Source organism: Mesobacillus thioparans (genome assembly GCF_965138835.1).
Taxonomy (GTDB): domain Bacteria; phylum Bacillota; class Bacilli; order Bacillales; family Cytobacillaceae; genus Mesobacillus; species Mesobacillus thioparans.
The window spans coordinates 158,345-172,686 of record NZ_CBCSFH010000006.1; the positions used below are offsets into that span (position 1 = coordinate 158,345).

Genomic DNA, 14,342 nt, shown 5'->3' on the forward strand with positions numbered 1-14,342 from the left:
TCCTGCTCTTTTTACGTGGATGTTGCAAACATATACTTTTTGTAGTGGTACCGTATCGAGAAGATCAGGCTGACGGCGAGCATATTCCCCATCAGGGAGCTGCCTCCGTAGCTGATGAATGGCAGCGGGATTCCCGTGATTGGAAGAAGTCCGATCGTCATGCCGATATTCTGGAAGACGTGGAAAGTGATCATGCTGATGACACCGACACAGATGTAAGTATAGAAATCGTTTTTCGTTTCCATTCCTATTTTTGTAATCTGGTAGATCAGCAGGAAAAACAAGCTGACAAGAACGCTTGCCCCCACAAATCCGAACTCCTCACCAATGATACTGAAAATGAAGTCCGTATGGCTTTCCGGGAGATATACTTCCCTTGTTCCATATCCTTTCCCGACTGTTTCTCCTGATCCGATCGCCAGCAGTGACCTCGTCAGCTGGAAACCGGTAGAACTCTGGTAATTATATGGATCCAGCCAGGAATAGATCCGGCCGAATTGATACTCTTTCACGCCAAGGTATTTTTCAAGGATTTCCGGCTTCCAGATGACAAAGTAGAAAATGATGGATACCAATGTCAGACCTGTCCCAAAAATGGGCACAAGCAGCTTCCAGGTAATGCCGGAAATGAAAACCATCCCGAGCATGATCGCAATATACACGAGCGATGTCCCAAGGTCAGGCTGCTGCATGACGAGCAAGAGCGGCACCATCGTCACCAACCCGATTTTCACCAACAGCCAAAAATCGGTCTGGATGGTCTTTAAGCGGTATTTCTGGTGGTGGTCGACAATGACTCTCGCCAGCGCCAGGATGATGAACACCTTCACTAGCTCAGATGGCTGGAGTGTCCCCATTGCCGGCACCTTGTACCAGCTTTTGGCACCGTTGATGACCGGGGCGATGCTTGGCGGAGCAATAAGGATTCCCACAAGCAGCAACAGGCCGAACCCATACGCATACCAGCTCAGCTTTTGCAGCTGGTCGGAATCAAGCGTGATGACGGCGGTGATGATGCCGGCACCGATGATATACCAGATAATCTGTTTGATCAGGAAGTTTTCAGAGCCATACTGCCCTGTCGTCTGGGCGCTGTATATGGCGATGCAGCTTGCAAGAAATAATAGGATCAATATCGTAACCAGCCCATAGTCGAGCCGGGTATTATTTTTTTGATTCGTTGTCATGTTTATTCCCCTTTTTAAATGAAGGACGTTTTCCGCAAAAAAATCAGAAGAACTGTTCAATACTTCATTATATTTTTTTCGACAATAAATCTCAACTTCTGACTCTGAAATGGTTATTATTACATATACACCTATACTTGAAACAGGCATATTGACATATGTGGCTGCTGCAGCAAGATTACAGATTGCACAATCTGATGGGATCACACCGCATGGAGGACCTTCCGATCTTGCCGGCAAAAATAGCTTGCATACCATCGGGACATGTTTCATAGCTTGGTAATGGACAAAGTCTTTGAAAAAGTGGGGATTCTTCATGTTATCGAAAATTGAAGCTTTCATTCTTGGGCTGATTCAGGGGTTGACCGAGTTCCTGCCAATCAGCTCGACGGGACATCTTTATCTCGGCCGGAACCTGTTCGGGCTCGAGGAAGCCGGCCTTCTGCTCGACACGATGCTCCATGTCGGGACGCTGCTGGCGGTATTTGTTTTTTACAGATATGAATTTATCAAGATGCTGAAAAATCCGTTCGGGAAACTGACCTTCCTGCTTGTTGTCGGTACACTTCCTGCGGTTGTTGTCGGATTGCTGTTTGAGGATTATTTTGATGAAATCTCCAAAACAGGTGTGACGATTGGCTGGGAATTCCTGATCACCGGAACCTTGATGTGGTTCGCGGATTCGATTAAAAATGGGCGAAAGAAAATGGATGATATCAGTTATACAGATGCCCTTGTGATTGGGACCTTCCAGGCTGCGGCGATTTTCCCGGCCATTTCCCGATCGGGGCTGACGATTGTCGCTGCACTGTGGCGGAAGCTCGACCGTGAGACTGCCGCTTACTTCTCTTTCCTGCTATCGACGCCTGCCATTCTCGGCGCAATCGTTTTGCAAGGAAAGGACCTGTTCAGCGGCGGAAGCGAGACCATTTCACTCCAGGCTTTACTGATTGGCATCATTTCAGCTGCAATCTTCGGTTATATCGCCGTAAAATGGATGATTGGCTATTTAAAAAAGCGCTCACTGAAACCTTTTGCGATTTATGTATGGGTAATCGGGCTGATTGTGCTGTATTTTCAGTATAGCGGGCAGTTTTGAAATTTTTCATAGCCCAAAATCTTCATTTTATAGCGAGTTTTTACTTTTTATAGCGAGTTTTATTTTTTTATAGCGACTTTTTTATTTTTATAGCGACTTTTCATTTTTTATAGCGACTTTTTAATTTTTATAGCGACTTTTTAATTTTTATAGCGACTTTTTATTTTATATAGCGAACTGGAAATTCCGCGCTATTTTTTCCAGTTCACCTTGCACATAAAAATGCACACCATTCACAAGATGGTGTGCATTTTTTCATGTCAGGCTTGTGCACAGAGATGTGCTGCTCAATTTGAAGGCAGGCTTGTGCACAGAATACTGTGCATTTATCAGCAGCCACCGTCGCCGCCCATGAGGATAAGGCCTTCACGGTATTCGTCATATTCGAGCGCCATGCCTTCTGTATAGTCGATGATATTGGATTCAATCGCGACTTGGATTTCATTGATTACTGTTACATGATCATCTTCTTCCGGCTCCTCCAGAGCCAGACCAATCTGCGGGCCTCCTCAGCCATAGCCGCCAAAGTAGACGCGGATACCTTCTGCTTTGCGCTCTGCGAGGATTTCTTTTAAAATGTCGCGCGCTTTATCTGAAATCTGCATTCTCCCGTTTCCCTTTCTGCATCAAATATTTCTAGAGTTAGTTTACCATGGAATGAATCAGAAATACACTATACTGCCCGGAGTATTTTGCGAAGGTTTTATTTGGAAAAATAATTCCTTATTTGTGAACAAAATATGATTAATCTCCAACGGAACTAAACAAAACTTTACAAAACACAACAATAACTCTACCTTTTCATTAAATATTTTATTATATTTAGATTAATAAGAAAAGGAGGAAACCTGTTTGCAAATTTATACTCCGGACGAAATCGCTTCCATGCTGAAAATTTCAAAGCATACTGTCTATGAAATGATTAAGCGAGGAGACCTTGCTGCTTTTAAAGTGGGCAATAAAATGCGCATTGAAGAAACCGAGTTTGAAAGATATAAAGCTAGCATGTCCGCAATCCCTGCCAGAGTTCAGGAATCAAAGGGGAATCCCCAGCATTCATTGCAGCTGGCTGGCAGCCATGATTTCCTGGTCGAACAGCTGGTAAAATACATAGCCTCTGAAGGAACGGAATTCTCGATCACTCCCTCCTACATTGGCAGCCTCGAAGGTTTGATGATGCTGTATCGCGGCAGTGCGGATATCGCGGCCGTCCATCTGCTCGATCCGACATCGCAGCAGTACAATCTTCCCTTCATCCGCCAGTTGTTTGTCCACGAACCTTTAACTGTCATGAGGCTTGCTTCTAGGGAGCAGGGGATGATTGTTGCGAAGGGCAATCCAAAGGACATTACCGGGGTTAAGGATTTGGCAAGGACTGACGTCTCGATTGTCAATCGCCAAAAAGGAGCCGGCACCCGTTTCCTGCTTGATTCCTTCCTGGCCAATGAAAATCTGGACCCAGCAGCGGTAAAGGGCTATGAAAATGAAGAATGGACCCATCTCGGAGCGGCAGCCCATATCAGCAGAGGAACTGCAGATGCAGCGTTTGGAATCAGGTGCGCGGCAAGCCAGCTTGGTCTCGATTTCATTCCGCTTACGAAGGAACAGTTTGACATAGTGTTCCGTTGGACTCCTGAAAACAGAGAAGCACTGCAGCACTTAATCGACCTAATCCAGCTCACCAATTTTAAAGAAAGCATCGCAGACCTGGATGGCTATGATGCTGAAGAATTCGGAACCATCATTTATGGAAATCACTCAACGGAGGAATAAGGAATGAAATTCAAACATTTAATTTCATTATTGCTTGTACTTATGTTCGCTTTTGTAACAGGCTGTTCTGACTCATCGACAAAGGAAGCTGGAAATCAGCCAGAGACAAAAACGGAAAAAACAGAAAAAACGGATTTGATCCTCGCGACAACTACCAGCACCCAGGATAGCGGGCTGCTTGATGTCCTGAAGCCTGATTTTGAAGAAAAAAACAATTATAATTTGAAAATCATTGCCGTTGGTACCGGGCAGGCCCTTGAAATGGGAACACGCGGTGAAGCGGATGTCCTTCTTGTACACGCACCTGCAGCGGAAGAAGAGATCGTAAAAAGCGGCGATGCCATCAACCGCCAGAAGGTCATGTACAATGACTTCATCATTGTTGGACCAGCTGAAGACCCGGCAAAAGTAAAAGGCTTAACAGTAGCTGAAACATTGAAAAAAATCACGGAATCAAAAGCTTCATTCGTGTCTCGTGGTGATGATTCCGGCACTCATAAAAAAGAGCTCGAGCTTTGGAAGAAATCTTCTCTTGATCCGAAAAGCCTTGGTGATGCATACATCGAAGCTGGACAAGGGATGGGAGCAACACTGCAGATCGCTTCAGAGAAACAGGCTTATACTTTGACAGACCGTGCCACATTCCTTGCCCAGAAAAAGAACATGCCTGACACTGAAATCCTGGTTGAAGGTGACGAAAGCCTGCTGAATATTTATCACGTAATGCAAGTGAACGACGAAAAACATGATAAAGTAAATGCAGAAGGTGCGAAAGCATTTGTTGATTATATGACCTCTGAAGATACGAAGAAGATCATCAAGGAATTTGGCACCGCTGAATACGGCGAGCCATTATTCTTCCTTTTTGAATAAGAAAAGCGTAAGCGCCTTGATCAGCCCCGACAAGCGCTGGAGGGCCTGGCAGTGAAGTCGTTCTTTGACTTCATTGACAGGACCGAAGCGTCTCGAGGGGCTAGGCACTGGAGCTGGACAATTCTCGAAGTGTAATACTTGAATTCTCCTTAATTACAAATCATTTTGCCAGAACAAATTTAAAAGAAAGTCTGATTGCGCATGGAACTTTTACTAGAAGGATTGAAAAAGGCGATAGAGATGATCCTGTCAGGGGACCGGGATATCCTTGAGATTACCCTGCTGACGCTGAGGGTGTCGATTACAGCTGTACTGATTAGCACAATGATTGGTATTCCAGCAGGAATGTTCCTTGGGCTTGCCCGATTTCCGGGACGGAAGCTGCTCCTTGCCATCATCAATATCGGCATGGGCCTCCCTCCTGTCGTCGCTGGTCTATGGATCACTCTTTTCCTGTGGCGCTCCGGTCCGCTTGGTGACCTGGCCTGGCTTTATACGCCAATGGCAATCATCATGGCACAGATTCTCGTTTCACTGCCGATTGTCACAGCGCTAACGAGCACGGCATTCCAGCAGATCAATCCTAAACTGATCCTTCAGGTCAAAGCGCTTGGAGCGACGAAGTTCCAGCTATATTGGATTTTGATGAAAGAGGTCAAGCTTGCGATTCTTGCCGCCATCATCGCCGGATTCGGTCGAGTCATTGCCGAGGTAGGAGCAGCGATGATGGTCGGCGGCAATCTCAGCGGCGAGACACGGATCCTCACGACTTCGATCGTCATGGAAGTATCGAAAGGCAATTTCGATATCGCCCTGGCACTTTCATTCATCCTGATGACATTGGCCTTCATCATCACATTTAGCCTGACTTACTTACAGCAAAGGAAGCGGAGCCTATGACCCCACTGATTACTGTAAAAAATTTAGAAGTGAAAGCAGGAAAGAAAAACTTGCTTTCACTTCCCCATTTTGAGATACAAGACGGGGAAATACTTGGAATCATGGGTCCGAATGGCGCCGGGAAGAGTACTTTTATCAAGGCTTTGTCCTTGCTGGAAAAACCCGCTCAGGGCGCGATTTTTTTCAAAGATCAGGATATCACTGATGATCTTTCACTTAAGATGCGAAGAAAATTCGCTGTCGCGATGCAGCAGCCTCTGCTTCTTGATACAACCGTTTTTCAGAATGTTTCAATTGGTTTGAAGCTAAGGAATCTTCCCCGCCAGGAAGTAAAACAAAAGGTTGCTTACTGGCTCGAAAAATTCCAGATCGGCCATCTTGCAAAGAAACATGCAGCACATCTGTCCGGAGGCGAGGCCCAGCGAGTCAACCTTGCCCGGGCAATGGTGCTGGAGCCTGAAGTCCTGTTTTTGGATGAACCCTTCTCTGCGCTTGACTTCCCCACGAAGGTCCAGCTATTGAAGGATATTAAATCGATCATCGGACAAACGAAAACGACAACAGTCTTTGTTAGCCACGATTTGATGGAATTGAGGTACCTTGCAGGAACGCTTGCGATCCTGATGGATGGCGAGCTGAAACAGACTGGTCCCACAGAGGAAGTACTGTCATTCCCTAACCCATCTGCTTCCGCTTTTGTAAATGAATGGAAGAGCATTCTTCTTTAGTTGCTTAACAGCATGGCTGCAAGATGCCATGCTGTTTTTTCATATAAAGGAAGGAGATTTTCTTTTCATGTCAAATATTGTCCTATAAAAGCATTTAAAGGAGCAAACTATAATGGATATGAATTTTATGACACATAAACAAATGGCGATTGATTTGTTCAACCTTACCTGGGATTTGATCGAGAAGCAGGACAGGACGGAAAGCGATGCTGATACAATGCTTTATGCAGCAAATGCCTCCCGCTATCATTGGGGAGTTGTCGGAACACCGCTGAATTTTGCGCGTGGCGAATGGCAGATTTCGAGAGTCTATGCGATTCTCGGAAGAGCTGAACCAGCCCTCCACCACGCTAGAAAATCTGAACAGCTCTGCCTCGAGCATGACCTCGCAGCGTTCGACCTTGCTTTTGCCTATGAAGCAATCGCCCGAGCCCATGCTGTATCCGGAAATGAAGCAGAACTTGAGAGATTCCTTCTCCTTGCCAGGGAAACAGCTGAAACAGTGGAACTTGAAGAAAATAAAAAATGGCTGCTGAAAAATATTGATGCTGTAACCACAGGCAGCATTCCTGTCTAAATTTTTCTTAAAAGGAGATTTGCCATGAACTATGCCATCATAACCGGCACCTCAAAAGGACTAGGGGCAGCTGCAGCGCAACAATTCATTTCTGAAGGAATGCAGATCATTTCAGTTGCCAGAACTGAAAACAACGATTTAAAGCAATCTGCAGCAGATGCTGGCAGCGGCTATTCACATTATAGCTGTGACCTTGCTGCCGCTGAACAGGTCCTAAGCGTATTCTCGCAGATAGCTGAGACTGTCTTTAAAGACGCCGAAATGGTCTATGTCATAAACAATGCCGGAGTGATTGAACCGATCGAAGTAACTGGGGATCTTGACGTTCCTCTTATCCAGACGAATGTGCACGTCAATTTGACTGCACCGATCCTTATCAGCAATTTATTTTTACAGAGAGCAAAGGAAACTGACAGCAAAGTGGTGATCGCGAATGTTACATCAGGTGCTGCTGAGCGGCCGATCCATGGATGGAGCGTATATTGCAGCACGAAAGCCGCTGTCAATATGTTCACGATGACAGCTGGCCTGGAGCTTGAGCAGAACGGAAGCAAAAGCAGGGTCATCGCGTTCAGCCCTGGAATCATGGATACCGATATGCAGGCCACAATCCGGTCATCCTCAGAGGAAGCATTCGCTGAACTGCAGACCTTCAGGAAATTCAAGGAAAGCGGCAGTCTGCGCAGCCCGGAGGTTGTTGCAGGAGCGCTAGTGAAATTAATATTGGCAGACACCCTTGAAAACGGAAAGATTTATAAAGTAAATGACTTATTATAGAAAACAAGCGGAGAGCACAGCTTTTCGCTCTATTTCTGGATATTTCTTTAGGGGACAATTTTCGAAATCATTGTTTGATTGGTTTTAAAGTCTTCAAAAATGGAATACATAATAGAGGGGTGATGTCATTGAAACGAGTCCATTCTTTAGCGGAAATGGTTGAAGCTGTAAAAAACGATCACAATGATAATAAAATTTTGCTCAGCCAGCATGAAACCTCCCGTTCTGCCGTCACACTTGGCGACGAGGACACGGAGTCCGGAACAAGGCTGCGGGTAAAGGCGGTGCTGGACGATTCCTTATACTATTCTGAGGAATTCACCGATGACACGCTTTATGAGGAAGCGAATGAGCTGATCCAGCAATTGAAGGAGAATGCTCAAGTAAAGAACGTGAGCGAGAAGGAAATTGAACAGGTGATGAAAAAGTAAAGCGCGAAGGAAATTAAATAAGCTAAGAAATTGAAGGGGCAGCTGTACGCTGCTCTTTTTTCAATTCGATGAAAACAATACATATTGCTCCATGCTTTCCGGGAACACTAACCTATACTAACTTTTAGGAGGGCTTGCAATGACCAAAAAGGACAATAAAGGCAGCAAAAATCAAAATTCCCCTAAGCTTGGCAACCAGATGGCGGAGTTCTCAGGCGAATTGACGAGCGGGGATAACAGCAAGGGAAACAAACGCAACAAAGACCAGAGCGATAAAACGGACCGCCATCAATAAAGCAAATACTTTAACAAGGCAAAAGCCGGCAATCAAATGCCGGCTTTAATCCATTTCCGTAAGTATGGCAGACTGGTTATTCAGGTTTGCCGGATCAATTCCATCGCTTTCATTCTCATCGTAAAAAGCATCCTGAAGCTTCATATTCGCCTCCGCTGTTTCCAATTGCGCTTCCAGCTCACGTTTATTGGCAGGCTCTGAGTTTGCATCAATATTCACTAATTTATCCTTTTTCATGATGAATCCCTCCTGCAGTTAGTATCAGCGACCGTGATTGTTTTTACCCGCATTAACACTGACAGGAACTTGAAATATATGGAATATGTGCAGCAGGGCATCATTTAATTCGAAAGATACCCTTATGGACAGAAAAAGTCCGTATAAGGGCACCATTCCCGCCGAAAGGTACCCTTATGTAGAAGGATGAGCACGCATAAGGGAACCATTTCCTTGAAAGATACCCTTATGGACATATAAAAGTCCGTATAAGGGCACCATTCCGCCTGAAAGATACCCTTATGAACGAAAAAGAGCACGCATAAAGGTACCATTCCCGCCGAAAGGTGCCCTTATGAAGAGAAAAGAGCACACATAAGGACACCACACCCTAATGAACAGGTTCACAAAGCGTTTGCCTTTGTACTTCTGGAACAGCGATCAAGCCGTGAATGCTTGACGATTCCCATGACTGCGCCAGCGATCTGGACTACTTGCCCGTCCATCATGACTGGCATGAGTGAAATGGCATACGTGTTTCCGCCTATATCAATATCAAAGACAATCTTCTCGTTATTTTTCCAGACACATTCATAATACTTCTCGACTCTTCCCGCCTTTTCGGGCAAAAACTCCCTCAGCGTCCTCCCGTTGATTTCATTCGGGGTGAAGCCGAGATCGTCAAGCAAACCACCGCCGACAATCTGATGGATGAACTGATTTTCCTGCTTCGTCAGCCTGAAGATGATTCCGTAGTGGCTCTCGATCATGTCTTCTGTTTGCGACCAGACTTTTTCCATGGGGCCCTTAAAAAAGCTGTCATTAGCTATTGTCGAAAAATAAAAGCCTCTCAGGATGAAAAAATAGCCAATGGCCTTGTATAAATGGCCGGCGAAATTATCGATGTCATAAACGCTCTGGTAGATGGTAAAAACAAGCTCCGAGAGGAATAAAAACGTGAATGCAAGGGCTACATACAGATGCTGGCCATTCTTTCCTTCATAATAAAAATAAAGTGAAATCACGATGGAAATAAAATGCAGGAAACTGACCCCATATTCGATGACATTTTTTAGAAGCGTCGTTCCTTCCCCTTCAATGACGAGCAGCGGCAGGCTTTGTTCATAGCTGAAAATCACATACATGATGCTTCCGAGAACAATGGTGCATAATGCCAGGCAGATTCGCCTTGGGTCCAGCTCCAGCTGGCGTTCGGGCAAGATGAGGACAAGGACCATCAATAATGACTCGGCCATCCTGGCAATAACCCAGAATGATGTTGCCTTTGCGATCGAGCTCTCGGTGATAAAAAATGGCATTCCTTTGAACGTAAGCGTGTGCAATAAATCGAGCACACCGACAATGAAGAACAAAATCGACAGCATCAGGATTTTTCTCGACTTGGTGAAGCCGAACGATTTCCAGCCATATGAAAAGATCGCAAAAGAAACAGCTATGCTGAAAAATTCCAAAATAGTATGGATGGCAATATAGTTTTCAGGATTCAAGTAGGATGAAAGGCCGGCGTGATAAAGATGAATCATCATGAACAACATGACCGCAGCTATCGTATATACAAGGAACCTTCCCTCCGATATGCTTTTCTCCATTTTTCGCTCACCTGCTTTAGGAGGTCTTATAGTCACTTTCATTATAAGCACCATATTGGGCCTTAGCTTCACCCACATATATCAGTTTTGTGAATATTGACAATTCGGTGAAGGATACTTGTATGGGTTTTGCTATTTTTCTTTTATTCGATAAAGTGGTAGATAGATTGATTCAGAGGAAGTGTAATGATGAAAATGAGAGATCTTTTGCCTCGTTATAGTATGCCAGTGTTCAAAGGCATTGCTTTAACGTTGATTCTGGCACTGGCCGCACGCTTGATTGCAGGCTTGCCATTCTTCGCGATCATGGGCCAGCTTGTCATCGCCATCATGCTCGGAATGGTGTGGCGGGCTTCTGTCGGGGTCGATGACGGACTTTTGGAAGGGGCTTCTTATTCCAGCAAAAAGCTGTTGAGGCTCGGAATTATTTTACTGGGTTTCAGGCTAAATCTTTATGATATTTACAATGCAGGGGCGACCGTCTTTTTTATCGCCTTCGCGAATTTAACGTTTGCCTTGCTCGTGGTTTATGGGCTGAGCAGGCTTTTCAAGGTTGAGAAAAGACTCGGCATCCTGACCGCCTGTGGGACTGCAATATGCGGAGCTGCCGCTGTTGTCGCCATCGCACCGGTCATCAAAGCGAATGAAAAAGAAACAGCCGTCGGTGCAGCGAATGTTGCGGTGCTCGGAACGATTTTCACGATCCTTTATACGCTAATTTTCTCATATCTCGGATTGGATGCCCTGGACTATGGCGTTTTCGCCGGAGGCACCTTGCATGAGATCGCCCATGTCGTCGCAGCTGCCGATCCAGCAGGACAAGATGCGCTTGACCTTGCCATCATCGTAAAATTGACGCGAGTCGCGCTGCTAGTCCCAGTCGCCATTATAATCGGAATCCTGCTTCAACGCAGGGAAACCGGAGCAGCAGGGCAGAAAATGACGTTCGCCTCCCTTCCAATCCCCTGGTTCATCCTTGGCTTCCTGGCCGTGAGCGCATTCAACACGACCGGCCTGGTAAGAGAAGGCGCCGCTTCCGCAATCGTCAGCTTCGCCTACCTGCTCATCGGGATGGCCATGGCCGGACTAGGATTGAATGTTGACTTCAAATCGTTCCGCCAAATGGGCGGAAAAGCATTGACAGCCGGACTTGCCGGCTCAGTGCTGCTTTCGGGGTTTGGGTATTTGCTTGTGAGGCTGTTTTATTAAGTACTTTTTGAAAAACGTAGAGATTACGGGGTAAATCGTAGAGATCATTTAACTTTCCGTAGAGATTATCTCTTTTACCGTAGAGTGCAAATCGTAGAGATTGTCTCTTTAACCTTAGAGATCATGTCTGAAAAATGGCTTATCTTATCGCCCCAATAGATTTTTAAAAAAGCGGCGAAATGGCCGCTTTTTTTCATTAATCTATAAAAATCTTCCCCGGATTCAAAATTCCATTCGGATCGAGGGTTTTCTTGATGGCTTTCATCACTTCATAGGCTGCTCCGTGCTCGAGGCGCTGGTATTTTGCTTTTCCCAACCCTACCCCGTGCTCGCCGGTGCAGGTTCCGCTGCGGTTCAGTGCATAGTGGACGATTTCTTCATTGATCGCTTCAGCTTCTTTTACTTGTTCAGGATTTTCTTTGTCCAGCAGCAGCAAAACATGATAGTTGCCGTCGCCGACATGACCTACTATCGAGCCTTCAATCATCGAAGCGTCGATCAACTCGCGGGTATGGAGGATCGCTTCGGTCAATTCGGAGATCGGGACACTGACATCTGTAAGCATGATGCTTTTGTTGCCGGCGGTGTGTTTGTAGGCGTAGAGCAGATTATGCCTCGCTTCCCATAACTGGTTGCGCGCTTTAGAATCGGCCTCGAATTGGAAGCTCGTACAGCCGTGGTCCTTCATTATTTCAGTTGCAAACTCGACATCCTGGGCCAGCCCTGCTTCGTTGCCATGAAATTCCATGAACAGCGTTGTGTCTTCTTCGTACTGTGTTTCCATGTATTCATTCACTTTTTTGACAGATTCTCCATCGACAAACTCAATCCGGGCGACGGGGATGCCGCCTGCCAGAATCCCGACTACGGCATCGACGGCTTTTTTTACAGAAGGAAAAACCGCACGGGCTGCTGTGATCGCTTCCGGGATTCCGTACACTTTCAACGTGAGTTCTGTGATGACGCCAAGCGTTCCTTCCGAGCCGACAAACATGCCGTTCAGGTGGATTCCTGAAGAAGATTTCGCTGAAAGGCTGCCGGTATGGATGAGGTCACCGTTGGCGAGCACGACTTCCAGATCCCTGACCTGATCCCGCATGATTCCGTACCTGACAGAAGTGGTACCACTCGCATTCGTTGCTGCCATCCCGCCGAGTGTCGCATCTGCACCGGGATCGACTGTGAAGAACAAGCCGTATTTCTTCAGTTCTTTATTCAACACAGATCTGGTCACGCCAGGCTGGACTTTAACAAGAAAATCGTTTTCCTTCACCTCAAGGATCGCATTCATCTGTGACAGGTCGAGGGAAATCCCTCCATTCACGGGAATGACATGGCCTTCAAGGCTGGTGCCCAACCCGAACGCCACGACCGGGATTTTTCTTTCGTTCGCAAATTTTAGCACCTTGCTGACATCTTCTTTATTGCGCGGAAATACGACGACATCAGGCAGGCGCGGTTCGTGATATGACTCATCGCGGCCATGAAGTTCCAGTATTGTTTCATTCACACTTACAAGTTTTTCTCCAATCACTTTCTTCAGCTCATCAATATAGCCTGCCAAGTCCCTCTCCCCTTTTTCGTAAAATGTATCTTGCTGTATTTCTATGCAATATTATTAGGATCCCATGTATCTGGAATAATAGGTTTTCGCTTTTACCAGGTCATTCGTGCCATGGACCAGCACCCTTCCATCGTGGAAGATGACCATGGTGATGTCAGTATCAGGCATAAACCGCAGCAAGAATGGATTGCCTTTGACTTCGCCATTATTCTTCAACCGGCCTGCCAGCTTCTCAAGGTCCATTTTCGTCTTCTGACGCGGATTGATCTGGACGGTGTTGCGTCCGCAAAGTGATGCATAGTTGATCTGCTGCTCTGATGAGCGATCGAGAAATTCGTATTGTTGATGGACACATGCCGGGCATTCCGGGTTGCGCCCCTGGCTGACGTCCATTTGCAAAAACGAGTTATACCAGATATCCATCTGTTCAAGATTGGGATTCGATTCCGCTCCGACAAGCAGCTTCAACGCTTCGACCGCTTCGAACGAACCGATGATTTCCGTGATCGGCGAAAGCACACCGATGCTGTCGCAAGTATCCCCGAGTCCTGCCGGGACGGAAGGAAACAGGCATCGATAGCACGGAGTCTCCCCCGGTTTGATGACAGCGAACATGCCCCGTGAGCTGACAGCGCCGCCGTACACCCATGGAATGCTATGTTTTACAGCGACATCATTGATAAGATAACGGGCCATGAAATTATCGGTCCCATCGACAATCACATCAAAACCAGCAAGCAGGTCCTCGGCATTATCCAGCGTCAGGTCGGCAATGATTGGCTCCACTTTTACCCCGGAATTGATTTTCTTCAGTTTTTTTTCAGCGGCGATGACCTTTGGCAGATTCTCGCGCGCATCGTCTTCATCATAGAGAGTTTGGCGCTGGAGATTGGACAGCTCGACCAGGTCGCGGTCGATGAAACGGACATAGCCGACACCTGAGCGGACCAGATGATTCGCGATCACCGTGCCGAGCGCTCCCATTCCGACAATGACTGCAGAACTGTTCAGCAGCTTTTTCTGCCCTCCACTTCCAATTGGCTGGAATAAAATTTGTCTTGAATAACGCTCCATTTCCTCCATGGATATCCCCTCACTTCTAT

Annotated in this window: 15 protein-coding genes; 10 read left to right on the forward strand and 5 right to left on the reverse strand. The window is 46.3% G+C overall.

All coding sequences use genetic code 11. From position 1 onward, the window contains the following. Positions 1 to 11 precede the first annotated feature (11 nt). Positions 12 to 1,187 (reverse strand): rod shape-determining protein RodA, encoded by a 1,176-nt coding sequence (gene rodA / locus ACNAZ4_RS12120; protein ID WP_415814721.1) that lies wholly within the window; start codon positions 1,185 to 1,187, stop codon positions 12 to 14. Between the two features lie 316 nt (positions 1,188 to 1,503). On the opposite strand from rodA, the gene ACNAZ4_RS12125 reads away from it, so the two are divergent. The 9 genes from ACNAZ4_RS12125 to ACNAZ4_RS12165 all read left to right on the forward strand — a co-directional run bounded on the left by ACNAZ4_RS12125 (position 1,504) and on the right by ACNAZ4_RS12165 (position 8,640). After that, positions 1,504 to 2,286 (forward strand): undecaprenyl-diphosphate phosphatase, encoded by a 783-nt coding sequence (locus ACNAZ4_RS12125; RefSeq protein WP_214706445.1) that lies wholly within the window; start codon positions 1,504 to 1,506, stop codon positions 2,284 to 2,286. Positions 2,287 to 3,138: 852 nt separating this feature from the next. Further along, a complete protein-coding gene (locus ACNAZ4_RS12130) occupies positions 3,139 to 4,059 on the forward strand; it encodes a substrate-binding domain-containing protein (RefSeq protein WP_415814723.1) in 921 nt (306 codons plus the stop codon). 3 nt (positions 4,060 to 4,062) lie between these two features. Continuing rightward, a complete protein-coding gene (locus ACNAZ4_RS12135; RefSeq protein WP_415814724.1) occupies positions 4,063 to 4,932 on the forward strand; it encodes an ABC transporter substrate-binding protein in 870 nt (289 codons plus the stop codon). Positions 4,933 to 5,133: 201 nt separating this feature from the next. After that, positions 5,134 to 5,832 carry an ABC transporter permease gene (locus ACNAZ4_RS12140; RefSeq protein WP_415814725.1) on the forward strand — a complete coding sequence of 233 codons (699 nt, stop codon included), beginning with the start codon at positions 5,134 to 5,136 and terminating at the stop codon, positions 5,830 to 5,832. Then, positions 5,829 to 6,560 (forward strand): ABC transporter ATP-binding protein, encoded by a 732-nt coding sequence (locus ACNAZ4_RS12145; RefSeq protein ID WP_415814726.1) that lies wholly within the window; start codon positions 5,829 to 5,831, stop codon positions 6,558 to 6,560. The genes ACNAZ4_RS12140 and ACNAZ4_RS12145 overlap by 4 nt, the downstream gene beginning before the upstream one ends. Before the next feature lie 112 nt (positions 6,561 to 6,672). Continuing rightward, a complete protein-coding gene (locus ACNAZ4_RS12150) occupies positions 6,673 to 7,137 on the forward strand; it encodes a hypothetical protein (RefSeq protein WP_415814727.1) in 465 nt (154 codons plus the stop codon). A 24-nt stretch (positions 7,138 to 7,161) separates the two neighbouring features. Beyond that, positions 7,162 to 7,914, forward strand: coding sequence for a (S)-benzoin forming benzil reductase (locus ACNAZ4_RS12155; protein ID WP_415814729.1), 753 nt, complete (start codon positions 7,162 to 7,164; stop codon positions 7,912 to 7,914). Positions 7,915 to 8,042: 128 nt separating this feature from the next. Then, positions 8,043 to 8,345, forward strand: a complete 303-nt coding sequence (locus ACNAZ4_RS12160) for a hypothetical protein (RefSeq protein WP_415814731.1) — start codon at positions 8,043 to 8,045, stop codon at positions 8,343 to 8,345. Positions 8,346 to 8,484: 139 nt separating this feature from the next. Continuing rightward, complete coding sequence (locus ACNAZ4_RS12165; protein WP_415814732.1) at positions 8,485 to 8,640, forward strand: hypothetical protein; 156 nt, start codon at positions 8,485 to 8,487, stop codon at positions 8,638 to 8,640. Positions 8,641 to 8,685: 45 nt separating this feature from the next. Here ACNAZ4_RS12165 and ACNAZ4_RS12170 read toward each other — a convergent pair whose 3' ends face one another. Beyond that, the gene (locus ACNAZ4_RS12170; protein WP_415814734.1) at positions 8,686 to 8,877 is read right to left on the reverse strand and encodes a hypothetical protein; all 192 of its coding nucleotides are present in this window, start codon (positions 8,875 to 8,877) and stop codon (positions 8,686 to 8,688) included. A 383-nt stretch (positions 8,878 to 9,260) separates the two neighbouring features. Continuing rightward, the gene (locus tag ACNAZ4_RS12175) at positions 9,261 to 10,466 is read right to left on the reverse strand and encodes an MASE3 domain-containing protein (protein WP_415814735.1); all 1,206 of its coding nucleotides are present in this window, start codon (positions 10,464 to 10,466) and stop codon (positions 9,261 to 9,263) included. A gap of 186 nt (positions 10,467 to 10,652) precedes the next feature. Here ACNAZ4_RS12175 and ACNAZ4_RS12180 point away from each other — a divergent pair, with 186 nt between their 5' ends. Beyond that, positions 10,653 to 11,675: a YeiH family protein gene (locus tag ACNAZ4_RS12180; RefSeq protein WP_415814737.1), complete on the forward strand. Its 1,023-nt coding sequence runs from the start codon at positions 10,653 to 10,655 to the stop codon at positions 11,673 to 11,675. A 196-nt stretch (positions 11,676 to 11,871) separates the two neighbouring features. Here the strand turns inward: ACNAZ4_RS12180 and ACNAZ4_RS12185 are convergent, their stop codons facing one another. Together ACNAZ4_RS12185 and ACNAZ4_RS12190 are read right to left on the reverse strand one after the other, a co-directional pair. Next, positions 11,872 to 13,239: an FAD-binding oxidoreductase gene (locus ACNAZ4_RS12185; RefSeq protein ID WP_415814739.1), complete on the reverse strand. Its 1,368-nt coding sequence runs from the start codon at positions 13,237 to 13,239 to the stop codon at positions 11,872 to 11,874. Between the two features lie 54 nt (positions 13,240 to 13,293). Next, a complete protein-coding gene (locus ACNAZ4_RS12190) occupies positions 13,294 to 14,322 on the reverse strand; it encodes a ThiF family adenylyltransferase (RefSeq protein WP_415814741.1) in 1,029 nt (342 codons plus the stop codon). Positions 14,323 to 14,342 lie beyond the last annotated feature (20 nt).